Annotated in this window: 22 protein-coding genes and 1 other RNA gene; 16 read left to right on the top strand and 7 right to left on the bottom strand. The window is 64.9% G+C overall.

All coding sequences use genetic code 11. The annotated features are described in order from the left end of the window. The 7 genes from ACOYW5_RS10810 (at nucleotide 1) to ACOYW5_RS10780 (ending at nucleotide 7,897) form a co-directional block, all read left to right on the top strand. A complete protein-coding gene (locus ACOYW5_RS10810; RefSeq protein ID WP_423069257.1) occupies nucleotides 1–513 on the top strand; it encodes an A24 family peptidase in 513 nt (170 codons plus the stop codon). Between the two features lie 131 nt (nucleotides 514–644). Next, the gene (cpaB, locus tag ACOYW5_RS10805) at nucleotides 645–1,613 is read left to right on the top strand and encodes a Flp pilus assembly protein CpaB (RefSeq protein WP_423069256.1); all 969 of its coding nucleotides are present in this window, start codon (nucleotides 645–647) and stop codon (nucleotides 1,611–1,613) included. 17 nt (nucleotides 1,614–1,630) lie between these two features. Further along, on the top strand, nucleotides 1,631–3,115 hold the full coding sequence (locus ACOYW5_RS10800; protein WP_423069255.1) for a type II and III secretion system protein family protein: 1,485 nt from the start codon (nucleotides 1,631–1,633) through the stop codon (nucleotides 3,113–3,115). 15 nt (nucleotides 3,116–3,130) lie between these two features. Continuing rightward, entirely contained in the window at nucleotides 3,131–4,408 is a 1,278-nt protein-coding gene (locus ACOYW5_RS10795; RefSeq protein WP_423069254.1) for an AAA family ATPase, read from the top strand. 11 nt (nucleotides 4,409–4,419) lie between these two features. Continuing rightward, on the top strand, nucleotides 4,420–5,889 hold the full coding sequence (locus ACOYW5_RS10790) for a CpaF family protein (RefSeq protein WP_423069253.1): 1,470 nt from the start codon (nucleotides 4,420–4,422) through the stop codon (nucleotides 5,887–5,889). A 9-nt stretch (nucleotides 5,890–5,898) separates the two neighbouring features. Then, nucleotides 5,899–6,876 carry a type II secretion system F family protein gene (locus ACOYW5_RS10785; RefSeq protein WP_423069252.1) on the top strand — a complete coding sequence of 326 codons (978 nt, stop codon included), beginning with the start codon at nucleotides 5,899–5,901 and terminating at the stop codon, nucleotides 6,874–6,876. Nucleotides 6,877–6,886: 10 nt separating this feature from the next. Continuing rightward, entirely contained in the window at nucleotides 6,887–7,897 is a 1,011-nt protein-coding gene (locus ACOYW5_RS10780; protein ID WP_423069251.1) for a type II secretion system F family protein, read from the top strand. An 87-nt stretch (nucleotides 7,898–7,984) separates the two neighbouring features. Here the strand turns inward: ACOYW5_RS10780 and ACOYW5_RS10775 are convergent, their stop codons facing one another. After that, nucleotides 7,985–8,767, bottom strand: a complete 783-nt coding sequence (locus tag ACOYW5_RS10775; protein WP_423069250.1) for a tetratricopeptide repeat protein — start codon at nucleotides 8,765–8,767, stop codon at nucleotides 7,985–7,987. Nucleotides 8,768–8,907: 140 nt separating this feature from the next. Between ACOYW5_RS10775 and ACOYW5_RS10770 the strand changes: the two genes are divergently transcribed. Both ACOYW5_RS10770 and ACOYW5_RS10765 read left to right on the top strand, forming a co-directional pair. Next, nucleotides 8,908–10,251, top strand: coding sequence for a leucyl aminopeptidase family protein (locus ACOYW5_RS10770; RefSeq protein ID WP_423069249.1), 1,344 nt, complete (start codon nucleotides 8,908–8,910; stop codon nucleotides 10,249–10,251). Nucleotides 10,252–10,282: 31 nt separating this feature from the next. Further along, entirely contained in the window at nucleotides 10,283–11,197 is a 915-nt protein-coding gene (locus ACOYW5_RS10765) for a bifunctional helix-turn-helix transcriptional regulator/GNAT family N-acetyltransferase (protein WP_423069248.1), read from the top strand. Nucleotides 11,198–11,309: 112 nt separating this feature from the next. Here the strand turns inward: ACOYW5_RS10765 and ACOYW5_RS10760 are convergent, their stop codons facing one another. Together ACOYW5_RS10760 and ACOYW5_RS10755 are read right to left on the bottom strand one after the other, a co-directional pair. Continuing rightward, entirely contained in the window at nucleotides 11,310–12,260 is a 951-nt protein-coding gene (locus ACOYW5_RS10760; protein WP_423069247.1) for a 2-hydroxyacid dehydrogenase, read from the bottom strand. Between the two features lie 71 nt (nucleotides 12,261–12,331). Then, the gene (locus tag ACOYW5_RS10755; RefSeq protein ID WP_423069246.1) at nucleotides 12,332–13,030 is read right to left on the bottom strand and encodes a c-type cytochrome; all 699 of its coding nucleotides are present in this window, start codon (nucleotides 13,028–13,030) and stop codon (nucleotides 12,332–12,334) included. 244 nt (nucleotides 13,031–13,274) lie between these two features. Between ACOYW5_RS10755 and ACOYW5_RS10750 the strand changes: the two genes are divergently transcribed. Next, nucleotides 13,275–14,123 (top strand): prephenate dehydratase, encoded by an 849-nt coding sequence (locus ACOYW5_RS10750; RefSeq protein WP_423069245.1) that lies wholly within the window; start codon nucleotides 13,275–13,277, stop codon nucleotides 14,121–14,123. On the opposite strand, the gene ACOYW5_RS10745 is transcribed toward ACOYW5_RS10750, so the two are convergent. Then, nucleotides 14,117–14,335, bottom strand: a complete 219-nt coding sequence (locus tag ACOYW5_RS10745; protein ID WP_423069244.1) for a hypothetical protein — start codon at nucleotides 14,333–14,335, stop codon at nucleotides 14,117–14,119. The genes ACOYW5_RS10750 and ACOYW5_RS10745 overlap by 7 nt on opposite strands. 460 nt (nucleotides 14,336–14,795) lie before the next feature. After that, nucleotides 14,796–15,191 (bottom strand): hypothetical protein, encoded by a 396-nt coding sequence (locus ACOYW5_RS10740; RefSeq protein WP_423069243.1) that lies wholly within the window; start codon nucleotides 15,189–15,191, stop codon nucleotides 14,796–14,798. Between the two features lie 97 nt (nucleotides 15,192–15,288). On the opposite strand from ACOYW5_RS10740, the gene ffs reads away from it, so the two are divergent. From ffs to recR, 4 genes are all read left to right on the top strand, one after another. After that, nucleotides 15,289–15,384, top strand: an RNA gene (gene ffs, locus ACOYW5_RS10735) — signal recognition particle sRNA small type. 84 nt (nucleotides 15,385–15,468) lie between these two features. Then, nucleotides 15,469–17,268, top strand: a complete 1,800-nt coding sequence (locus ACOYW5_RS10730) for a DNA polymerase III subunit gamma/tau (RefSeq protein WP_423069242.1) — start codon at nucleotides 15,469–15,471, stop codon at nucleotides 17,266–17,268. Continuing rightward, the gene (locus ACOYW5_RS10725; RefSeq protein ID WP_423069241.1) at nucleotides 17,265–17,585 is read left to right on the top strand and encodes a YbaB/EbfC family nucleoid-associated protein; all 321 of its coding nucleotides are present in this window, start codon (nucleotides 17,265–17,267) and stop codon (nucleotides 17,583–17,585) included. Before ACOYW5_RS10730 ends, ACOYW5_RS10725 begins: the two co-directional genes overlap by 4 nt. Before the next feature lie 7 nt (nucleotides 17,586–17,592). After that, on the top strand, nucleotides 17,593–18,186 hold the full coding sequence (gene recR / locus ACOYW5_RS10720) for a recombination mediator RecR (RefSeq protein WP_423069240.1): 594 nt from the start codon (nucleotides 17,593–17,595) through the stop codon (nucleotides 18,184–18,186). Nucleotides 18,187–18,244: 58 nt separating this feature from the next. Here recR and ACOYW5_RS10715 read toward each other — a convergent pair whose 3' ends face one another. Further along, nucleotides 18,245–18,700: a hypothetical protein gene (locus ACOYW5_RS10715; RefSeq protein ID WP_423069239.1), complete on the bottom strand. Its 456-nt coding sequence runs from the start codon at nucleotides 18,698–18,700 to the stop codon at nucleotides 18,245–18,247. A gap of 224 nt (nucleotides 18,701–18,924) precedes the next feature. Between ACOYW5_RS10715 and ACOYW5_RS10710 the strand changes: the two genes are divergently transcribed. After that, complete coding sequence (locus ACOYW5_RS10710; RefSeq protein ID WP_423069238.1) at nucleotides 18,925–21,318, top strand: bifunctional diguanylate cyclase/phosphodiesterase; 2,394 nt, start codon at nucleotides 18,925–18,927, stop codon at nucleotides 21,316–21,318. A gap of 3 nt (nucleotides 21,319–21,321) precedes the next feature. Here the strand turns inward: ACOYW5_RS10710 and ACOYW5_RS10705 are convergent, their stop codons facing one another. Then, the gene (locus tag ACOYW5_RS10705; RefSeq protein ID WP_423069237.1) at nucleotides 21,322–22,500 is read right to left on the bottom strand and encodes a DNA recombination protein RmuC; all 1,179 of its coding nucleotides are present in this window, start codon (nucleotides 22,498–22,500) and stop codon (nucleotides 21,322–21,324) included. 149 nt (nucleotides 22,501–22,649) lie between these two features. On the opposite strand from ACOYW5_RS10705, the gene def reads away from it, so the two are divergent. Beyond that, on the top strand, nucleotides 22,650–23,171 hold the full coding sequence (gene def / locus ACOYW5_RS10700; RefSeq protein ID WP_423069236.1) for a peptide deformylase: 522 nt from the start codon (nucleotides 22,650–22,652) through the stop codon (nucleotides 23,169–23,171). The last annotated feature ends 1 nt before the right edge of the window (nucleotide 23,172 follow it).

Below are 23,172 nucleotides of genomic sequence, written 5' to 3'. Positions count from 1 at the left end.
ATGCCCGCATTCATCACCGTCCCGCTGCTGTTCGTGTTTCCGGCCCTGATGGCCTATGCGGCCTGTTCGGATCTCCTCACCATGCGGATCAGCAACAAGCTCGTGCTGTTGCTCATTGTCGCCTTCTTCGCCCTGGCGCTGCTTATCGGCATGCCGTTCGAGCAGATAGGCGTTCACGCGCTGACCGGAATCGTCGTCCTTCTCGTCGCTTTCAGCTTTTTTGCCTTCGGGTGGATTGGCGGTGGCGACGCCAAGCTGATCGCGGCCACGGCGCTGTGGTTCGGCTTCCCCGGTGCGATCGCCTACATGATCTACGCCTCGCTGCTGGGCGGCAGCCTGACCCTCGCCTTGCTGGGCGTGCGTCGCTTGCCCCTGCCGCCACAGCTCAAGTTCGTCGGCTGGATCGAAAAGCTCCACGACGCCAAGACCGGCGTACCCTACGGCATCGCGCTCGCCGCAGCCGGGCTGGCGGTCTACCCGACCAGCGTCGTCTTTCAACTGCTCATCGGCTGAAAGTCTTCGCGCTACGGGTCGTTAACCGTAATTGACAAGCTTCGATTAACCAAACTTTGACCCTTTGCCCCGATAGTCGTTGGCAAGTGTAACCGGGCCTTTGGGGGCTCAGTCGGCTTGGAGTCTGAGCCATGCGTGCCTCGCGTATTATCCTGCTGTTCGTAGCTTTGCTGGCAGGCGGATTGGCGGCATTTCTCGCGATGCGCCAGGGCACCCCCCAACAGGTCGCTGTCCCCGGTCCGACCCAGATCGTCGAAGAAAAGAAGGCCAAGATCCTTATCGCCAAGGCGCCGATCGGCGTCGGCCAGCGGTTGAGTGCCGATACGATCGAATGGATGGATTGGCCCGAGCTGTCGGTGCGGGACGAGTATGTCACCGAGGCTGAGCTGCCCGATGCCCTGACGCAGATGAACGGCACCGTTGCCCGCTTTGAAATCTTCATTGGCGAGCCGATCTCCGACCAGAAGCTGGTGCGCTCCGACCAGGGCTACCTCTCCGCCGTCCTGCCCAAGGGCATGCGCGGCGTGTCCGTGCCAGTCAGCGCCGACGCCGCGGCCGGTGGTTTCGTGGTGCCGAACGACCGCGTAGACGTGGTGCTGACCCGTGGCGGGATCAGCCAAACCATCCTCGCCAACGTCAAGATTCTCGCCATTGGCACCCGTCTCGGCCAGATCAACCAGGCGGCCAAGAAAGAGGGTGAGGACACCAAGGCAACGGACGTCAGCACCTTCCAGGGCGGCACGATCGCCACTCTCGAGCTGACCCCGGCCCAGGGTGAAATGATCATCAACGCCACCCGCCTCGGCAAGCTCTCGGTGGTTCTCCGCTCGATCGCCGATTTCGCCCAGTCGCCGGGCGACGCGATCCAGAACGAGACCAGCCGGGCGATCAAGATGATCCGCTTCGGCAAGGATGCCACCGTGATGCCGGCGACCAACGGCGCCGAGGTCACCGACGCCGCGTACACCGAACCGGCCAGTGACGATGCCCCCGTCGACGGTCCGACCACGCCCGCTGGCGAGTCGGTTGTCGGCAACGAAGCCGACATCGACCGGCAGCTGGCCACTGAAGGTACCGGCTCAGAAGAGCAGGCCGAATGATGCGTGAGGATAACGTGATGACCCCGGTCCCCGTCCGCCCCGTCCGCGGCTTCGTTGCCCGATCCGCGCGTCTGATGGTCGCTGCTACGGCTGTCGGCGCCACTCTCGGGCTTGCCCCGCTCGGGCTCGTCGAGGGGCGGGCGGCCGAGTCCACGCACCTCAAGCTCACCGCCAGCGGCTTCGGCTCGACCCAGCAGGTGAGCCTTGATCTCAACAAGTCCATGCTGGTCGACCTGCCGGTCGATGCCTACGAGGTCATCGTCTCCCAGCCGGGTGTGGCCAACGCGATCCTGCGTTCGAAGCGCCGCGCCATTGTTCAGGCCCTGGGGCCGGGTGACAGCAACATCTTCTTCATGGATGCCTCGGGTCGCACCATCCTTGTCCTGGATGTGAGCACCAAGGGCACCAACAACCAGAGTTCGAGCGTCGCCGCGGTGCTGCGCGACACCTACGCCAAGGTCATCCCCAACTCGCAGATCGACGTTGAGGCGGTTGCGATGACCGATGCCGACGGCAACCTCATCAACCGCATCGTGTTGTCCGGTTCAGCCAACAGCGCCGACGACCTGCACAAGGCCATGTCGATCGCGGCGCAATTCGCCGGCGGACAGGACAACGTCACCAGCGTGCTCGAGGTCGGCGGCACGCAGCAGGTCATGATCAAAGTCGCCGTGGCCGAGGTCAATCGCAGCCTCGCCAAGGAGTTCGGCATCAATCTGAGCGGCAGCATCAACAGCGGCGCGCTGACCACCGGCTTCGTTTCCACGCAGCCCATCGGCGGCGTTTCGAACATCTTCACCAGCAATGGAGTCGATCTGGGCCTTGACGTCGGGCCGCTGTCGATCGACGCGCAAATCCGCGCCATGGAACAGCGCGGCGCTGCCCGCATGTTGGCCGAACCGGTGCTGACCGCCATGTCCGGCCAGACCGCATCCTTTACCGCAGGCGGCCAGTTCCCCGTGCCGACCGGCGTTTCGGACAACACGGTGTCCTTTGCCTACCAAGACTTTGGCGTGACGCTCGACTTCACCCCGACCATCAAGTCCAACGGCACGATCGGTTTGCAGATCGATACGACGAGCAGCGAACTTAGCCCCGAGGGCAGCATCACCGTCGGCACGGTTACGCTGCCGGGCATCAAGAAGCGCTCTGCCAAGACCAGCGTCGAGGTCGGCGCGGGCATGACCCTCGCGATCGGCGGTCTCATTCAGGAAACGACCCGCGCGCAGGTGCACCGTCTGCCCGGCCTCGGTGACATTCCGATCCTCGGCACGCTGTTCCGCTCGCGCGATTTCATCACCTCGCAGACCGAGCTGGTCATCCTCGTGACGCCCTATCTCGCCCAAGCGACGCAGGAAGCTCCCGAGACCCCGGCCGACAGGATGGTATTTGCTAACGATGCCGAGGCTATTTTCCTCGGGCGTATCGAGACGATGTACGGTGTCGGCCCGGCCGGCACGCGCGGCAGCTACGACGGTAACGTCGGCTTCGTGCTGGATTGATGGAGTAAGGTTGTCATGAGTCTGCTCTCCCGCGATGGCGGCAAAGCTGCCGAAGAAACGGTGCTGGACGTCGCCGCAGGCGCGCGGCTGATCCCCCGCATCACCATCCAGGCATTCTGCGAGCATTCGCAGACCGCCCAGCTGGTCGAGTCGGCGGTGCACGACCGGCGTATGTCCAAGGTGGCGCTCACCACCCACAATGGTGGCCTCGAGGGCGCCATCGAGACCTACCGCGCCAATCCGACGCCGAACCTGATCCTCGTCGAGACCTCGTTGCCGACCGAAGAGATCCCGCATGCGCTCGAACGCCTCGCCGAAGTCTGCGATGCCTCTACGCGCCTGATCGTCCTCGGCCACGTCAACGACGTGCTGCTCTATCGCGAGCTGATCCGCTCCGGCGTCTCCGAATACATAGTGCTGCCGGCCTCGGCCCAGACGATCGTCTCCGCCATCACCGAGCTGTTTGCCGCCGAAGGCGCCGCCCCGATCGGCCGCACCGTCGGCTTCATCTCAGCCAAGGGCGGTTCCGGCAGCTCGACCGTCGCGCACAATGTCGCCTGGGCGGTAAGCCAGCACCTGCGTCAGGATACGCTGATCCTCGATCTCGACTTGCCCTTCGGAACGGCCGGCCTCAACTTCAACCAGGATCCGCCGCACGGCATCGCCGACGCCATCGGGGGCAACGCCCAGAAGATGGACCAGACCATGCTGGACCGTCTGATGAGCAAGGCGGCCAACCATGTGAGCCTCCTCACCGCTCCGGCTATGCTCGATCGCACCTTCGATTTCGAGGAGCGCGAGTTCGAGCAGATCCTCGAACTCAGCCAGAAGTCGACGCCGATCGTCGTGCTCGACCTGCCGCACACCTGGAACGCCTGGGTGCGCTACACCATCGCCACCATCGATGAAATTGTGATCGTCGCTGAGCCGGACCTGGCCAATCTGCGGAACGCCAAGAACCTCTCCGACGCGATCAAGGCGCTGCGCCCCACCGAGAGCGAGCCCATGCTGGTGATCAACAAGGTCGGCATTCCGCGCCGCCCCGAGATCGCGCCGGCCGAATTCGCCACCTCCGTCGAGTGCCGGCTGCTCGGCCAGATCGCCTTCGACGCCGCGACCTTCGGCACCGCCGCCAACAACGGGCAGATGATCGCCGAGGTCTCGGCCAACAACAAGGCCAACGAGGTGTTCCGCCTGATCGGCATGCACGTCACCGGCCGCAACGCCCCGGAACGGGCAGCCTCCTCCATGGGTGGGCTGAAACTGCCGTTCCTCAAGAAGAAGCGCGCCTGAGGGCTTTCTGAATGTTCGGTAGACGTACCACTTTCGGCGGCAATACTCCCGGCGCGGCCCCCGTGCCGCGGCCCTCGGTCGCGCCAGTCGTTCCGGCCACACGGTCGGAGCCCGCGCGGGGGATCGACATCAAGCGCCCCGACGAGGTCATCGACGTGCGCAGCCCCGAAGCGGCGACGCGCGACAAGGAATACTTCCAGACCAAGTCGGCGATCTTCAACGCCCTGATCGACTCGATCGACCTTTCCCAGCTCGCTACAATGGAGCAGGAGACGGCGCGCGAGGAAATCCGCGATATCGTCGCCGAGATCATCGCGCTCAAATCGATCATCATGTCGATCTCCGAGCAGGAAGACCTGCTCGAGGACATCTGCAACGACGTGCTCGGCTACGGCCCCCTCGAGCCGCTACTGGCGCGCGACGACATCGCCGACATCATGGTGAACGGGTCGCAGAAGTGCTACATCGAGGTCGGCGGCAAGGTGAAGCTCACCAACGTCCGCTTCCGCGACGACGCGCACCTGATGAACGTCTGCCAGCGCATCGTGTCCCAGGTCGGCCGCCGCGTCGACGAAAGCTCCCCCATCTGTGACGCCCGCCTCCCCGACGGCTCACGCGTCAACGTGATCGCCCCACCGCTCGCCATCGACGGCGCCGCGCTCACCATTCGTAAGTTCAAGAAGGACAAGCTGACCCTTCCGCAGCTGGTCAAGTATAACTCGATCTCGCCCGAGGGCGCCGAGGTGCTGCGCATCCTCGGTCGCGTGCGCGCTAACATTCTGATCTCCGGCGGTACCGGTTCGGGCAAGACCACCTTGCTCAACGCGCTCACCGGTTTCATCGAGAAGGACGAGCGCGTCATCACCTGCGAGGACTCGGCCGAACTGCAGCTGCAGCAGCCGCACGTGGTGCGGCTCGAAACCCGCCCGCCCAACCTCGAAGGCGAGGGCGAGATCACCATGCGTGACCTCGTCAAGAATTGCCTCCGTATGCGTCCTGAGCGGATCATCGTGGGCGAAGTGCGCGGACCCGAGGCGTTTGATCTGTTGCAGGCTATGAACACCGGCCACGACGGCTCGATGGGCACGCTCCACGCCAACAGCCCGCGCGAGGCGCTTTCCCGTCTCGAATCCATGATCACCATGGGCGGCTACGCTCTGCCCAGCCGCACCATTCGCGAGATGATCTGCTCCTCGATCGACGTGATCGTCCAGGCCGCCCGCCTGCGCGATGGTTCGCGCCGCATCACCCACATCTCTGAGGTGCTGGGCATGGAAGGCGACGTCATCGTCACCCAGGATATCTTCCTCTACGACATCATCGGCGAGGACGCGAACGGCAACCTCGTCGGGCGCCACCGCTCGACCGGCATCACCAAGCCGAACTTCACCGAACGCGCCCGCTACTTCAACGAAGAGCCCAACCTCGTCGAGGCGCTCGAGAAGTCGAACATCGAACAGCAAGACATCCTCGGGTCATAAGGCCAGCCCATGAGCCCGCTTATCTACGCCATCCTCGCCGCCATCGCCGTTGCAGCGGCGGGCTTTGCGCTAGTCCCGGCGGTATTCGGCAGCGGTCGCGCCGACAAGCGCATGAAGGCGATGCAGGGCGATGTGCGCGCCGCCCGCGTTGCTGGCGAGGCCGACCGGAACCGCGACACGCGCCGCAAGGAACTGCAGCAGACCCTCAAGGCCCAGACTGCGGCCCTCGAGCGCAAGAAGAAGCACGTCCCCCTGCGCGACCGGCTTTACCAGGCCGGCATGAAGATCAAGCCGGCCGGTTTCATCCGCAACTCGGTGATCGTCGGCGTCGTCGTCGCCGTGATCTGCTTCGTGCTGCAGCTCGACTGGTACTACTGGATCATTTTCGGCGTCACCAGCGGCTACCTGCTGCCACGCATGTACGTCAGTCGCCGGCGCAAGAAGTATCACAACGCCTTCCTCGACGAGCTTCCGAACGCCGTGGAAGCCATCGTGCGCGGCGTGAAGTCCGGTCTGCCGCTCAACGACTCCATGCGCCTCGTCGCCAAGGAGGCCAAGGAGCCGATCAAGTCCGACTTCCAGCGGGTGCTCGACCAGCAATCGGTCGGCAAGACCATCCAGGAAGCGGTGACGACACTCTACGACCGCGTGCCGCTGCCCGAGGTGAACTTCTTCATCGTCGTCATCACGGTTCAGGCCCAGGCCGGCGGTAACCTCAGCGAAGCACTGGGCAACCTCGCCCGCGTGCTGCGCAACCGCAAGAAGATGAAGGCCAAGGTGAAGGCCATGTCGTCCGAAGCCAAGGCCTCCGCCGGTATCATCGGGTCGTTGCCGATCATCGTCGCCATCCTCGTGTCGCTGACCACGCCGACCTATCTGCTGCCGATGATCAACACCCAGATCGGCAACATCATGCTCGGCATCGCGGCGGTCCTCATGTTCATGGGCGGTTTCATCATGAACAAGATGATCCAGTTCGACGTCTAGGAGTCCGGCGTTGCAGCGGCTAATCGATACCCTTACCGACCCCCAGTTCCTGATCGCGGCGCTCGCCGCCATCGCCGCTGCGGCTGCTGTCTTCTCGATCGGCGCCACCTTCTTTACCGGCGGCTCCAAGATGCGCCAGCGCATCAAGCGCGTGGCGCTTGAACGCGAGAAGATGCGTGCCATGGAAATGGCCCGTCTGCGCGGCACGGGCGACGCCGAGCAGGGCACGCGGACCATCCGCAATGTCCAGAGCAAGGACTACATGAAGAACGTCGTCGAGCGATTCTCGCTCGAGAAGGCGTTCATGGACGAAGGCACCGTGGACAAGCTGGCGCGAGCCGGCTACCGGGGGCAGTCGGCGCTGACGACCTGGCTGTTCATCCGCTTCGTGACCCCGTTCGCGCTGTTCATCCTTGCCTTCGGCTACATGAGCCTCACTGTCTTTGCCGACAAGCCGCTATGGATGAACGCGATCTACGCGCTCCTCGTCGGCCTCATCGGCGCCTACCTGCCGGCGGTGCTCCTTCAGAACCAGACGATCAAGCGCCAGCAGTCGATCCGCCGGGCCTGGCCCGATGCACTCGATCTTGTGTTGCTCTGTGTCGAAGCCGGCATGTCGGTGGAGCACGCGCTGAAGCGCGTCGCCAAGGAGATGGGCGCGCAGAGCATCGAACTCTCCGAAGAGATGACGCTGACCACCGCCGAGCTGAGCTTTCTCGAGGACCGTACCCGCGCCTATGAGAATCTCGGCCGCCGCACCGGACTCGACAACGTCAAGTCGGTGATGCAGGCGCTGATCCAGTCCGAACGGCACGGTACCTCGGTCGGCTCGGCACTGCGCGTCATGGCCGAGGAAGGCCGCGAGCAGAGAATGATGGAGGCCGAAAAGAAGGCTGCCGCCCTGCCGCCCAAGCTGACTGTGCCGCTGATCGTGTTCTTCCTGCCGGTGCTGTTCATCGTCATTATCTCCCCGGCCATCATCCGCGTGTTCTCGAACAGCTACTTCAGCGGCGGCGGTTGAGAAGGTGGGAGTAGAACGTAGGAAGTAGAAAAGGCGCCCCCTGGGCGCCTTCTTCGTTCCTAGTGCCTACCCTCGAACTACTACTTCCTACCCCTGCTGCTTCACCAAATCCCAGCGATTCTGCTGGGTCAGCAGCGACTTGATGTAGGCCATGTTGGCCTCGACCTGGTCGGGCGGGAGTTCCGCGGCGAAGAGAGTGCGGCTCTCGTCGAAGCGGCCCTGCAGGCCGACGACGAGCGCCAGGTTTTGCCGCACCTGGCTGGTGGCGCCGCGCATCTTCACCGCCATGCGCAACTCGGACTCGGCTTTGTCGAGCTCGTTGGTCATGGCGTAGGAAAGGCCGAGATTGGCGTGGATCGACGCCTGGTCCGGCGCGATCTTCATGGCCTGGGTGTAGAGCTTGCGGGCCTCGGCGTTCTTGCCGCCCTGATCGAGGATCGCGCCCTTGACCATCAGCTCGTTCCACCCAGGCGAAGCCGGGTCGATGGCCCGGTCGATGATGTTGAGGGCGCGGTCGAACTGGCCCGATGCGGCCAGCGCCTTGGCGAAGGCGACCAGGATCTCGCGGTCGTCCTTGAACCTGGTGACGCCATTCTCGAGCACCGCCACTGCCTGCTCGGCTTGGCCGTTGGCCCGCAGCGCTGCCGCGTAATAGATGATCGTGGCCCTGTCGCCCGGGTTCTTCTTGTAGTGTGCCGCCAGTTGCGCGAGCGCCGCAGACTGCCTGCCGGCGAGCCCGGTCGAGGGCTGGTCGCCGATAGCGCCGGTGGTCATCGGGTTTGACGCGCAGGCAGAGAGCGCAACCGCGGCGACACCGGCGAGGAGAAGGGCGCGCCAGGGTTTGAGCAGCGGGCGGACGGAACGGGACAACACGGCGAACTTCCTCGTGGGCACGTAGTTGAGCAATAATTGATTAACCCTAACAGCGGGTTAAACCGGCTTTCCCGCCGTTGTCAGGGGCGGGCAGCGGGCGTACATCGTGCGCTCCCGCCTCACCTACGGATCCGACCATGGCCAAGCCCAAGACGCTCCCCCTCATCGCCGTGGAGGACGGCAGGCTTCCGTCGACGCTCAGCGCCGCACAGTCGAAATGGGCCAAGGCGCAGGGGTTTACGGGGCAACGCGGGCGCCTGCTTCCACTGCCGGGGGATGAGGGGAGCCTCGCCGGCTACCTGTTCGGACTTGGCGACCCCGCCGGCCGCTCACCTCTCATCCTCGGCACAGCCGCCGCGACCCTCGAGCCCGGCCGCTACAGCCTTGCCGGAGACTTCGGCGATCCGACCATCGCGGCGCTGGCCTTCCGCCTCGGTGCCTATCGCTATGATCGCTATCGCAAGCCGCGCGAGCCGGCGGTGCTCGATGACGTGGCCGGTGCTGATCTCGCCGAAGTCACCCGGCTCGCCGACGCGGCCTATCTCGCCCGCGATCTCGTCAACACGCCGGCCAACGATCTCGGCCCCGCCGCGCTCGAAAAGGAAATCCGAGCTTTCTGCAAGCGCCACAAGCTCGAGGCCAAGGTCATCGTTGGCGACGACCTGCTGAAGGAGAACTTCCCGATGATCCATGCGGTCGGTCGCGCAGCGGCTGAGGCGCCTCGGCTCGTCGATTTCAGCTGGGGTAAAGCCAAGGACCCAAAGGTGACGCTGGTCGGCAAGGGCGTGACCTTCGATACCGGCGGCCTCGACATCAAGCCCTCGTCCGGCATGCTGCTGATGAAGAAGGACATGGGCGGCGCTGCCAACATTCTTGGCCTTGCCCACGCCATCATCGACGCCGGCTTGCGAGTGCGCCTGCGCGTGCTGATCCCTATTGTGGAGAACGCCATTTCCGGCCCGGCCTTCCGTCCCGGCGACGTCCTGCGGGCCCGCAATGGCTCGACCGTCGAGATCGGCAACACCGATGCAGAGGGCCGGCTGATCCTCGGCGATGCGCTGGCACTCGCCGACGAGGAGAGCCCCGAGTTGATCGTCGACATGGCGACTCTCACCGGCGCTGCCCGCACCGCGCTCGGCCCGGAACTGCCGCCGCTCTATTCGACCGACGACGAAGTGGCCGCCGGCCTCCTCGCCGCCGGTGCGCCGTCCGACGACCTGCTGTGGCGGATGCCGCTCCATGCCCCCTACGAATCGATGCTCTCGTCCAGGATCGCCGACATCAACAACGCCGGCTCCGGCGGCTTCGCCGGATCGATCACGGCGGCGCTCTTCCTCAAGCGCTTCGTCAAGCAGGCGAAGGCCTGGGTGCATCTCGACATCTACGCCTGGGCCCCCGAGGCGCGCGCTGGTCGCCCCTATGGCGGCACCGACCAGGGCATCCGCGCCGTCTATGGTTACCTGAAGCAACGGTATAGTTGACAAGGTCAACTATCGGCGCATCATCGTCGGCATGACCGATGACCGCATTGCCCAGATTCGCCAGTTCAACCGCGCCTTCTCCCGCTGGCTCGGTCTGTTTGACGAACACTATTCGCAAACCGGCTACAGCCCGGCGGAGAGCCGCTTGCTCTACGAGCTCGATGCGGCGGGCCATTCCAACAGCGCGACGCTGGCCCGGGCGATGGGGGTCGATCCGGCCTACATGAGCCGGATGGTCTACAAGCTCGTCGCTGCCGGGCTGATCGCCAGTTCACCCGGCACCCAGGACAAGCGCCGTAGCGAGCTGGCGCTCACTGCCGACGGAGATCGGGCCTTCGGCGAGCTCGATGCCGCCGCCGACCGCGCCATCGCCGATCTAATTGCGCCGCTCACCGAGATGGAAAAACGTCAGCTCGTGTCCGCCATGCAGACCATCGGGCGAATTCTCGACGGCGACGACGGAACCGCCTCGATCGTCCTGAGGCCGCACCGGGTCGGCGATATCGCTCACGTCGTTGGTCGCCAGGCGCAGCTCTATACGCAGGAGTTCGGCTGGGACGGCTCGTACGAGGGGCTGGCGGCCGAGATTGGCGGTAAGTTCCTGCAGGAATTCGACCCGGCGACCGACGCTTGCTGGATCGCGGAACGCGACGGCCGCATCGTCGGTTCGGTCTTCGTCGTGGACGCCGGCAACGGCACGGCGCAGCTCCGCCTGCTCTATGTCGAGCCCGAGACGCGCGGGCTCGGCGTCGGCAAGCTGCTCGTCGAGCAGGTGATCCGCTTTGCTCGTGACAAGCGCTATCGCAAAATCAGGCTCTGGACCCAGTCTGAGCTCTTGGCGGCGCGCAAGCTCTATGCGGCCGCCGGCTTCACCCTCGTCGAAAGCAAGCCGCACCGGAGCTTCGGCCGCGACCTCATCGGCGAGTACTGGGAACTGCCGCTGTGAGGAGGTAGGAGGCAGGAATTGGAAGGTAGGACGTAGCGCAAGACCGGCTTCTGTCGCGGGCCGCGACTGTCTACCTTCTAATTCCTACCTCCCACTTCCTATGTTCTAGCCTCTAGTAGCCGCGGCTGCGGTCGACGACGTTGGGCAGCGGCTTGCCGGCCTCGTGGTCGAGGATCACGTGCGAGAAGAAGGCGACGCCCGTCTTTTCCGTCGAGGCCCCGGCGATGTGCGGGGTGAACAGCACGTTGTCGAGCTCCCACAGCGGGCTCTCCTGCGGCAGCGGCTCTGTCTCGAACACGTCGAGGCTGGCCGAGCCGAGCGTTCCATCGGTCAGCGCCTTGATCAGGTCGGCCTCGCGCTGGTGGCCGCCGCGCCCGCAATTGATCAGCGCCGGGCCGTAGCCGTCGAGCCCGCCGCGGCGAAGCTTTGATACCGTGTCGTAGTTGAGGATGCCGTGCGTCTCGGGCGTCAGTGGCAGCACATTGACGAGGATATCGGTCTCGGCAAGGAAGGCATCGAACTCTTCCGGGCCGGCGAAGGTCGGCGTGCCCTCGATCTCCTTCTTGCTGCGGGCCCAGCCGCGCGTCTTGAAGCCAATGGCGCCGAGCAAGCGGATCGCTTCGCTGCCGATCATCCCGAGCCCCATCACACCCACGGTCGTGTTCCAGGCCGGAGCCGGATAGAGCTGGGACCAGCGCTTCGCCGCCTTGTCGCGGGCAAAGCGGGTATCGAGCCGGTGATGGGCGAGGACGCCACTAAGGATGTAGTCGCACATCTGCTGCGTGAGCGATCTGTCCATGAACCGGACCACCGGTACGTTCGCCGGCAGGTTCGGGTGCCGCAGCACCGCGTCGACCCCAGCGCCGAGCGACAGGATCGCCTTGAGGTTGGTGAGCCCGTCGAACGCATCCGCCTTGGGCTTCCAGATGAAGATGTAGTCGACCTCGGCCGGATCATACTGGTCGGCCCGCGTCACCACTTTGTGGCCGGGGAGGGCGGCGGCATAGCCGTCGGCCCAGCGGCGCTCGTTGAAATCGGCAAGGTGGAGCAGCAAGGTCGTCATGTCGGATCCCCAAAACGAAAGAGCCGCACCATGGGCGCGGCTCTGAAATTGATCGCGATAGGCAACGCCGCTTAGTGCGAAGCGGCCGGAGCTTCGGTGGCCGCCGGTGCCTCGGTGGCCGCAGGAGCGGCAGCACCATCGGCCGGCGCAGCAGCAGCGTCGGGAGCAGGTGCGGCGCCTTCGGCGGGGGCCGCTGCGGCAGCTGCGGGATCCGCTTCAGCCGGCGGGAACGGCACGGGCGATGCGGAAAGCGTCGCGAGGTAAGCGAGGAGATTGGCGCGCTCGACCGGATCCTTGACGCCGGCAAAGCTCATCTTGGTGTCGGGCGTGAAGCTCTTGGGCGCGGTCAGGAACGCATTTAGGTTCTCGTACGACCACACGTCGCCCGCGGCCTTGTGCGCTTCCATGCCGGCCGAATAGGCAAAGCCCTCGTGGCTGCCGATCAGACGGCCGACGACGCCGTAGAGGCCCGGGCCTGTCTTGTTGGCTTCGCCCTCGCCGAAGTTGTGGCAGCTGGCGCACTTCTTGGACACGGCCTGGCCGGCGGTGGCATCGGCGCTGGCGAGCAGCACACCGAGCGGAACTTCCGGCGGGGCTTCGGCGGCGGCGCCACCGTGCTCGCCCGGAGCCTCGGCTTCCGCCAGGGCGTAACCCGGACCACGGTCCACGATCGGGTGGTAGATGGCTTCGGCCAGGAACCCCACGCCCATGACGAAAAGCAGGGTGCCAAGGATGGCGCCAATGATCTTGTTGAGTTCGAACGAATCCATCGCGGGTATCTTAGCCTTTGACGCCGGTTTGCTGAACGGCGGAACAGATGCAAGGCCTTACCTAGCCTGCACCGGCGCTTCAAGCCCTGTCCCGACGCGGGCGGAAGATAGTCTGCGGTTTTCACCCGTGCAACGGGGTTCGGCGCCCCTGCGACAACGAGAAAACTGGAGCAAGTGCCTCAACATTGACTTGGCGGCTGCTCGGTCGCATTAAGGCGCCGCCTGTCACTACGGAGCTATTTCCATGTCCCGCAAGATCGCGTTCCAGGGCGAACCCGGTGCGTTCAGCCATGCCGCGGCCCACGCGCTCTTTCCCGCCGACGAGGCGCTGCCCTGCGTGACCTTCGAGGACACGATCACCGCCGTGCAGAACGGTGATGCCGACTACGGTGTCGTGCCGGTCGAGAACTCGCTCTATGGCCGCATCACCGACATCTATCACCTGTTGCCGCAGAGCGGGCTGTTCATCAACGGCGAGCACTTCCTGCGCATCGAGATGAACCTGCTGGGACTGCCCGGCACAAGGCTCGAGGAGATCAAGTCGGTGCAGTCGCTTTCGGTGGCCCTCGGCCAATGCCGCAAGTTCATCGCCAGGCACAAGCTCAAAACCATCAACGCAGTCGATACTGCCGGCTCCGCCCGCGAGGTCGCCCAGCGCGGCGACAAGACCGTCGGTGCCATTGCCTCGCGCTTTGCCGCCGAGGTCTACGGGCTCGACGTGATCGCCGGCAATATCGAGGATGCCGCGCACAACACAACGCGCTTCCTCGTCATTTCGAAGAATCCCGAAACCCCCAAGCCTGACAACGGCAAGGTGAAGACCACATTCGTCTTCCGTGTGCGCAACGTGCCGGCGGCGCTCTATAAGGCGATGGGCGGGTTTGCGACGAACGGCGTGAACATGACCAAGCTCGAGAGCTACATGCTCGATGGCTCGTTCACCGCGACGCAGTTTTACGCCGATATCGAAGGGCATCCCGAGGACAAGAGCGTTCAGTTCGCTTTCGAGGAACTGAAGTTCTTCACCGACCACTTCCACGTGCTGGGCGTCTATCCGGCGGCCTCGCCGGATCCGATTGTCGCGGCTCAGTAGAAGTCGTCGTCCTCGTCGGCGCCGATGGTGATGCCGCCGGCCTCGACGCCCCAGTCGAGATCGGTGTCGTCCTCGGCGCTGCGCGCCTCGGCTTCGAGGATCTGGTTCTGGAAGGCGGGGAGATAGAGCGGCGCGCCGGCTTCGCGGATGCTGGCCCGCTGCATCTGGCTGACGGCGATCAGATCGAGTGGAACACGGACTGACTTCAACATGACAAGCCCTCCTTGGGCTCGTGATGTTGATAAGAATGCGCCCGAGTTTGTTAACAAGCTCTGAGGGACGCGTTCATCCCGGCACGGGACGACACCGCTCTGCCCGGAAACTTATCCCCTCACACTCCACCCCCGCTTATCCTCATCTCGTCCAACCACGGGCGGGCGGTCGCTACGAACGGTCGGTGGGTGGATATCGGGAGCCATGGCAGTCGTGCCGTGGCGGGTTTGTGGGACCGACAACCGGCCACCCATCCGGGCTCCGACACAGTAATGTGGACGAGAGGCGAGATGGGGGTTCGCTCCTTGGATCCCCCAGATCTAACTCCATCCCGATCAAGACCGGCGCGGCGACGGCCGTTTCATTGCGGACTACCCGCGTGGCTGAAAACCGCGCCGGTCTCCCCGCCTGCTCTTTGACATCCTCCGGGGCTTATGGCCGCCGGATGCATCAGCACAGCTAAGACGTAAGCCCTGCGTCCTTCTTCAATGCCCCGAGCAGGTACTTGAGCCCCGCCACGTTATGGCTCGCCTCGATCCTCGGCACCATGGCTTCCGCCGAAATCGCGATGCTCTCGCTCAGGCACTCGAGGGCCGAAACGATCTGGAACAGGTCGCGCCTGAGGTCATGCCCGGGCGCCAGATTGTCGATCAGCCGGTCGCTGAGATCGAGTGCACCAAGGATGTCCTGGCGCGTCCGGTCCGCTTCCCTGAGCAGGCTGTCGGTTGCAAAGGCCCGCCCGCGCCCCGCCGCGCGATAGCCGTCCGCGAGTACATTCCAGTGCGCGATCAGCCCCTGCCACATCGCGATATGATGGCGGACCTCGCTTTCATCCTGGCTTCCCCTGGCGATCATTTGTTCAAACTCCGACACGCTCGGCGTAGAGAAACGGCTGAACTCGGGTCGCGGTTGCATCTTGCCATCGCCGCATTCCCGCGCCATATACCGGCTCGGGAGGTTGGCGCGGACGTGTTCCTCGCCAACCGGGTCAGGTCCGGAAGGAAGCAGCCCCAACGAGACCTTCACGGGTCGTTGCCAGCCTCCTACTTTCCCCACATAAATCTCCGTTCTCACCCTGCCTGCGACGGCATGAAGTTTTGCGATCCGCGCTGCCGGTCGCTATATGCTCTCCATGGCTGACGGAATGTTCCCCGACGACCCGCCTGCGCCCGCCGCATCCACGGCGTCGTCGCCCTATCTGGTGCTGGCGCGCAAGTACCGGCCGCTGAGCTTTGATTCCCTGATCGGCCAGGACGCGATGGTGCAGACGCTGCGCAACGCGTTCAAATCGGGCCGCATCCATCACGCCTTCATCCTCACCGGGGTGCGCGGCGTGGGCAAGACCACCACCGCCCGCATCCTCGCCCGCGCCTTCAACTACGAGGACGAGAACGGTCGCCGCCCGACGCTCGACTTCACCAAGGAAGGCATCCACGACCGCGCCATCATCGAGGGGCGCCACGTCGATGTGGTCGAGATGGACGCCGCGTCCAACACCGGCATCAACGACATCCGCGAGATCATCGACTCGGTGAAGTACGGGCCCGTTTCGGCGCCCTACAAGGTCTACATCATCGACGAAGTGCACATGCTCTCGACCGCGGCCTTCAACGGCCTGCTGAAGACGCTCGAAGAGCCGCCGCCCTATGTGAAGTTCATCTTCGCCACCACCGAGATCCGCAAGGTGCCGGTGACGATCCTCTCCCGCTGCATGCGCTTCGACCTGCGCCGCGTGCCGCCCGACATCATGAACGCGCATCTGATCGACCTACTCGGCCGCGAAGGCATCGACTACGAGCCCGAGGCGCTGTCGATGATCGTCCGTGCCGGCGAGGGTTCGGTCCGCGACAACCAGTCCCTGCTCGACCAGGCCATCAGCCATGGCGACGGCAAGGTGACCGCCGCGACGGTCAAAGCCATGCTCGGCCTCGGCGACCGCGCGCGCACTATCGACTTGTTCGAAGCTCTGATGGCCGGCCGCATCGCCGATGCGCTCACTAACCTCCGCGAACTCTACGACGCCGGCGCCGACCCGCAGACGATCATCGCCGATCTCTGCGACTTCACCCATCTCGTCACTCGCATCAAGGTGGTGCCGGCCGCAGCCGACGACGTGTCGCTGACGCCCGACGAGCGCAGCCGCGGTGCCCAGCTTGCCACCAAGCTCGGCATGCGGGCGCTGAGCCGTTCGTGGCAGATCCTTTTCAAGGGCTATGACGAGGTTCAGCAGGCGGGCAACGGCTTGCAGGCAGCCGAAATGGTGCTGGTCCGCCTCGCTTACGCCGCCGACTTGCCGAGCCCGGACGAGTTGATCGCTAAGCTCTCGAACCAGCCTATCCCCAGCACGCCGCAGACGGCGCCGGTGGCACGCGGCAATGGTGGCGGCGGCGGAAGTGCGGGCGGCCCTTCGGCGGCACGACAGTTGCAGCCGCAGGTCGCTCCGCAGTTCGAGGCTGCGCCGGCGGCGGCTCCGGTGACTACGCAGCCGGCGCCGCAGGCTTTTGCCAATCCACGCAGCTATGCCGAGATCGTCGCTCTCGCCGGCGAGAAGCGCGACGTGCTGGTCAAGCTCGCGCTCGAGCAGTCGCTGCGCCCCGTGTCGATCGGCGATGGCCGGCTCGAAGTGGCGCTGGTGCAGAACGCCGATCCGGCGATCATCCAGACGCTACAGGCTCGGTTGAAGCTCTGGACCGGCAAGCAGTGGCTGATCACGCTCAAGACCGATGCCCAGCACGTGCCCACCATGCGCGAGCAGCGCGAGGAGCGGCAGGAAGCCGTAAGGCAGGAGGCGCATCAGGATCCACTGGTGCAGGCTATTCTCGATACTTTTCCTGGTGCCACGGTGCGGGTCACCGTCAAGCAGGAACAGGTGCCCATCGAGGCCTACGCGGACATGATGAACCGCGACAGCGACGAGGACGATGACGAATGAAAGACCTGATGAACATGATGAAGGCCGCCCAGGAGATGAAGGGGCGGATGGAAGAGTTTCAAAGTAAGGTCGCCGACATGACCGCCGAAGGCCGCTCCGGCGGCGGGCTGGTGGTCGTCACGCTGAACGGCAAGGGTGAGCTCAAGGGCCTGAAGATCGACCCGAGCCTCGTCTCCGACGACGTCTCCGTGCTCGAGGACCTGATCATTGCCGCTCACAACGACGCCAAGGGCAAGGTCGAATACGAGATGAACGCCAAGATGCAGGAGATGACGGCCGGACTGCCGATCCCTCCCGGCCTCAAGTTCCCGTTCTGAGGCCAGCTTGTCCAACGGCGGACCCGAGATTGAACAGCTGATCCTGCTCCTGGCGCGCCTGCCGGGGCTTGGGCCGCGCTCCGCTCGGCGCGCCGTGCTGCAGCTGATCAAGAAGAAGGAACAACTGATGATCCCGCTTTCGGCGGCGCTCGATCGCGCCGTGGAAGCCGTGATCGTCTGCGAGACCTGCGGCAATATCGATACGCGCTCGCCCTGCCACATCTGCGCCGATCCGCGCCGCGAGGGTGGCATCCTGATCGTGGTCGAAGATGTCGCCGACCTCTGGGCGCTCGAGCGCGCCGGTGTCGGAGCGGTGAAGTATCACGTGCTCGGCGGCGTGCTGTCGCCGCTCGACGGCATCGGGCCGGACGACCTCTCGATCGATGCGCTGCTGCGACGCGCCCCCGAGTTCGCGGAAATCGTGCTGGCGGTAAACGCCACCGTCGAGGGCCAGACCACTGCGCATTACATCACCGACCGGCTGGCCCCCAGCGGCGTGAAGATCACCCGCCTCGCCCACGGCGTGCCGGTGGGGGGCGAACTCGACTATCTCGATGAGGGTACGCTTAGCCAGGCGCTGAAGGCGCGCACAGCACTCTAGGTCCTTGTTTTGTCGCGCTTTCAAACAGGAAAAGTCTGCAACTTTTCCTGGAAGCGCTCTAGCTCTTCCCGCCGTCCAGCCCGTCGATCCACTGGCTCCTGTCGATCGAGCCATCGTCGGCAGCATCCTCGCCGAACGAGGCTTCGTCGGCCGCTTCGATCGCTTCCAGCTCGTCGGAATCGGGTGAAAGCGTCTCCCGGTGCGCGCTGGCATCCTGGTCGACAGACGTCCGGTCCATGCCTTCACCGTTGAGCTTCTGAAGCCGGTTGATCGCATCATCGATGAAGCGGACAAGGGTCAGCGGGTCTTCGTCGCCATAGTCGGGGGCCTCGAAGTCAGCGATGTCCTGCCGCATCTCGCGCAGCTTGGCCAGTCGCTCCTCGATCGGCCAGTCGTCGCTGTAGAGCAGCTCCTCGACCTCGGTCTGGCTGACGGGCTGTGCCATGCCCGGCGTGTCCCCGTCATTGCCGACGGGCATGTCCTGTCCGACCAGATCGCGGAAACGGGAGCTCATCGCGCCCTCCCTATGTGAGTTGCACCCACAACGCACGGCACGGGCAGATCGATCCCGCGGCGGCCGCGGATCACGCTTCCTGAACGCGGCGGCGCTTAAGCTTACATTCACCCCGTCCCCAGATGTGAGCGGCTACGCATCTCTCGTAGGGCAGCGGGCAAGGTTCTGTTTACACGGCCATCGCCACATGGAGCGCGTATGTTGCTCCAGAAGGACGCACTGCCGTGCAGACCGTACTCACAACTCTTTTCGCGCAGCACGATCTGCGCCTCGTGGCCCTGGCGGCGCTCGTGTGTGCGCTCTCGGCCTTTGCCGGCATCACCTTGCTCAACCACGCCCGCCGCACCGACGGCGGCATGAAAAGCGCCTGGCTCGCCGTCGCCGCCGTCTCAGTCGGTTTCGGCATCTGGGCGACGCATTTCGTCGCCATGCTGTCATTCAACGCCGGCATGCCGGTGGGCTACGACCTGCCGGTCACGCTGGTGTCGCTGGCCATCGCAATTTCGATTGTGGGTGGGGGCCTGTGGTTCGCTGCGATCGGCCCGCGCCGCACCGACAGCCTCCTCGGTGGCGCCGTGGTCGGCGTCGGCATCGCCGCGATGCACTATACCGGCATGGCTGCGCTCCTCATCGGTGGCGGGATCGCCTGGGACTCGCCGCTCGTCGCCGCTTCGATGCTGCTCGGCATCGGGCTCGGCTCGATCGCCCTCTATTTTGCCGTGCAGGGCAATACGCTCCGGCACCGCTTTCGGGCCACCATCCTGCTAACGCTCGCCATCTGCGCCATGCACTTCACCGCCATGGGCGCGGCGGGGCTCCAGAATTGCTATCCGATCGTCGCCGACGGCGATGCCACGCCGCAATGGCTGTCGATCGTGGTCGCCGTCGTTTCGGTGATGATCCTGCTGTTCGCGCTGGGCGGTACCTATCTCGATATGCTCGATCGCCGTCGCACCGCTGCCGAAAGCGAGCGCATGCGGGGGCTGGCCGATGCCGCGGTCGAGGGACTGGTAGTGGCGAAGGACGGTATCATCGTCACCGCCAACCAGAGCTTTCTCCACATGGTCGGCGCTGAAGCGGTGCACGGCCGCCCAGTGGCCGAGTTCCTTTCCTGCGCCGTCGTCACGCGCCTCGTCGAGCGCCCGAACACCGCCATCGAGACCGAGCTCAAGGCGACCTCGGAAATCGTGCCAGCCGAAGTCATCCTGCGCGAGGTCGACTATGCCGGCTTGCCGCACCAGGCCATCGCGGTGCGCGACCTTTCCGCTCGCAAGCAGGCCGAACAACACATCCGCTTCCTCGCGCACCACGACGCGCTCACGGGGCTGCCCAATCGCGTCAGCTTCGGACGCAAGCTCGATGACGAGATCGCCCATGCTCGCCGCCATGGCCAGACCTTTGCGGTGCTCTGCCTCGATCTCGACCGGTTCAAGGAGGTCAACGATCTCTTTGGCCATGGTGCCGGCGATGCGCTGCTGCAGCGGGTCGGCAACGCCTTGCTCACCGCTGTGGACGGCATCGGCAGTGCGGCTCGGCTGAGCGGCGACGAGTTCGCGATCCTTTTGGGCGACATCGGCGGGCCGGCGAGGGCCGGGCGCATCGCGGAACAGGTGCTCGATGCCTTCCGTCGCAACAACGACATCATGCTCTCCGGCCCGAACATCGCGGCCTCGATCGGTATCGCGCTGTTCCCGGACAATGCCGAGACCGCCGAGCAACTGATGACCAATGCCGACACCGCGCTCTATCGCGCCAAGCAGGACGGTCGCGGCATCTATCGTTTCTTCGAGAGCGCCATGGGCGCCGAGGTGCGCGATCGCCGCATGCTCGAGCATGACTTGCGCCACGCCGTATCGCGCAACCAGTTGCGCCTCGTCTACCAGCCGCAGGTGCACATCCGGTCGGGCGAGGTCACCGGCTTCGAGGCCTTGGTCCGCTGGCGCCATCCCGAGCGTGGCGAGATCTCGCCGGCCACCTTCGTGCCCGTGGCCGAGGAAAGCGGGCTGATCCTCCAGATCGGCGACTGGGTAATGCGCACTGCCTGCGCCGAAGCCGCCCGCTGGAAGTCACCGCTGAGCGTCGCGGTCAACGTCTCGCCGGTACAGATCCACGCGGCGGCCTTCGCCCAGAAGGTGCATGAGGTGCTGACCCAGACTGGCCTGTCGCCATCCCGGCTCGAGATCGAAGTCACCGAAACCGCGCTGGTCCGCGACATGGTCCGTGCGGTGACGACCCTGCGTCAGGTGCGGGCTCTCGGCGTGCGCATCGCCATGGACGATTTCGGCACCGGCTACTCGTCGCTGGCCAACCTCCGCGCCTTCCCGTTTTCGAAGATCAAAGTCGATCAGTCCTTCATCCGCTCGGTCGACAACAACAACCAGTCGGCCGCCATCGTGCGCGCCGTGCTGGGCCTCGGCAGCGGGCTGAACGTACCGGTGGTGGCCGAGGGCGTCGAACGGCAGGAGGAGCTGGATTTCCTCCGGGGTGAAATCTGCCAGACCGCGCAGGGCTACCTGCTGAGCCGGCCCGAGGATATCGGAGCATTCCTCGCGGTGACCGAGGGTCGGAGCAAGGTTCTCGAAGTCGCCTCGCGCGTGCAGCTGCGGGCAGCCAGCTGACGACTATTCCCCTGCCAGCCGCTGTGGCTCCGGCCGTGCTTCGTCGAACTCCATCGCCTCGATCCGCTCGCCGCGGCGCATGACCTTGTTCGAGGAGGTGACGATATCGCCGATATCGTTGCTGGCCTGCGTGAAGTGGGTCTGGAGCTTCCTGACGCGCTCGTCCAGCCGGCCGACATCGCCGAGCAGCGCCCGCACCTCGGTCTGGATGCGATAGGCTTCCTCGCGCATCCGCACGTCGCGCAACAGCGCCTGCACCACCTGGATCGATAACATCAGGATCGAGGGCGAGACGATCACTACCCGCGCCTTAAGTGCGCGCTGCACGACGTCTTCGAAATGTTCGTGGAGATCGGCAAAGATCGATTCCGACGGCACAAACAGGAAGGCCGTATCCGCTGTCTCGCCAGCGATCAGGTACTTTTCCGAGATCGCCTTGATGTGGACGCCCATGTCGTTGCGGAAGCCACTGGCAGCAAAGCGAGGATCCTCGCCCTCGGCAGCGGCGGTGAAACGCTGCCAGCTCTCGAGCGGGAATTTTGCGTCGATCACCAGCGATGGCGCATTGTTGGGCATATAGACCAGCGCATCGGGCCGGCTGCCGTTCGAGAGCGTCGCCTGGAAGGCGTAGGCGTTCTGCGCCAGCCCGTCGCCGAGGATGGCTTCCATCCGGCCCTGGCCGAACGCACCGCGCGTCTGCTTGTTGGCAAGGATCGACTGCAGCGAGACGACGTTCTGGCTCAACTGCGCGATGTTGGACTGCGCCCGGTCGATGACCGCCAGCCGCTCCTGCAGCTTGGCGAGGCTCTCGTTGGTCTTGGTGCTGCTCTCGCTCATGGCCGCGCCGATGCGCTGGCCCTGGCTGTCGAGCCGGTCGTTGACGAGGCGCGCGAGGTCGGAGGTGCGCGAGCCGAAGATCTCGCTCATCGTCTGCATGCGTCCGGTCATTTCGGACTGGATGCGGATCATGTCGGCCAGGTGCCGCTCGTTCTCGGCCGATTTGAGTCGGAGCGCCTCGGCTTCCTCGGCGCGCTGACGTGCCTCTTCTGCCCGCTGCCGCGACTGGCGCACGACGACGACGAGCAGTGCCACGAGCAGCGCCGTGAACAGCCCGGCCGCCGCGTAGGCGGCAATCTCGAGGGTGACGGGAAAGTCGGCGACGACGAAAAGCACACGATCCATCGCCGTAGCTTACACGATTCGCCGCCCTTGTTCCCGCATTGTTCACGCTTGCCGCAATTATGCTTGCGAAGGCGTAAACCGGCTGGCCGTTGACCCGCGGGCCGGAAATACCATATTCAGCGGCATCCCCGATTGAGGACCGAACGTTCATGGCCAAGCGCCCTATCCTTATCCTGCCCGACGAGCGCCTGCGCGCCATTGCGGAGCCGATCGCCCAGATCGACGATGAGGTGAAGCAACTCGCCAAGGATATGCTCGAGACCATGTATGACGCGCCGGGCATCGGCCTCGCCGCGCCGCAGGTCGGCGAGCTGCGCCGTATCGTGGTAATGGACCTTGCCCCAGAAGGCGAGACGCCCGATCCCATCGTGATGGTTAACCCCGAAATCCTGAAGTACTCGGACGAAACCGTCGTGACCGAAGAGGGGTGCCTTTCGATTCCGGAGCTCTACTACGACGTCGAGCGCCCGGCCGAAGTCACGGTTCGCTACACCGATCTCGATGGCAAGGTCATCGAGCGCGATGCCAAGGACCGCCTCGCCATCTGCATCCAGCATGAGCTCGATCATCTCGACGGCGTGCTCTACATCGACTACCTGAGCCGCCTGAAGCGCGACCGGGTGCTGAAGAAGTTCCAGAAGGCCGAGCGGCTGAGCAAGAAGGCGAGCTGAG

This window comes from Devosia sp. CN2-171 (genome assembly GCF_049354815.1).
Lineage (GTDB): Bacteria > Pseudomonadota > Alphaproteobacteria > Rhizobiales > Devosiaceae > Devosia_A.
This window is presented reverse-complemented; position numbering and strand designations above follow the sequence as displayed.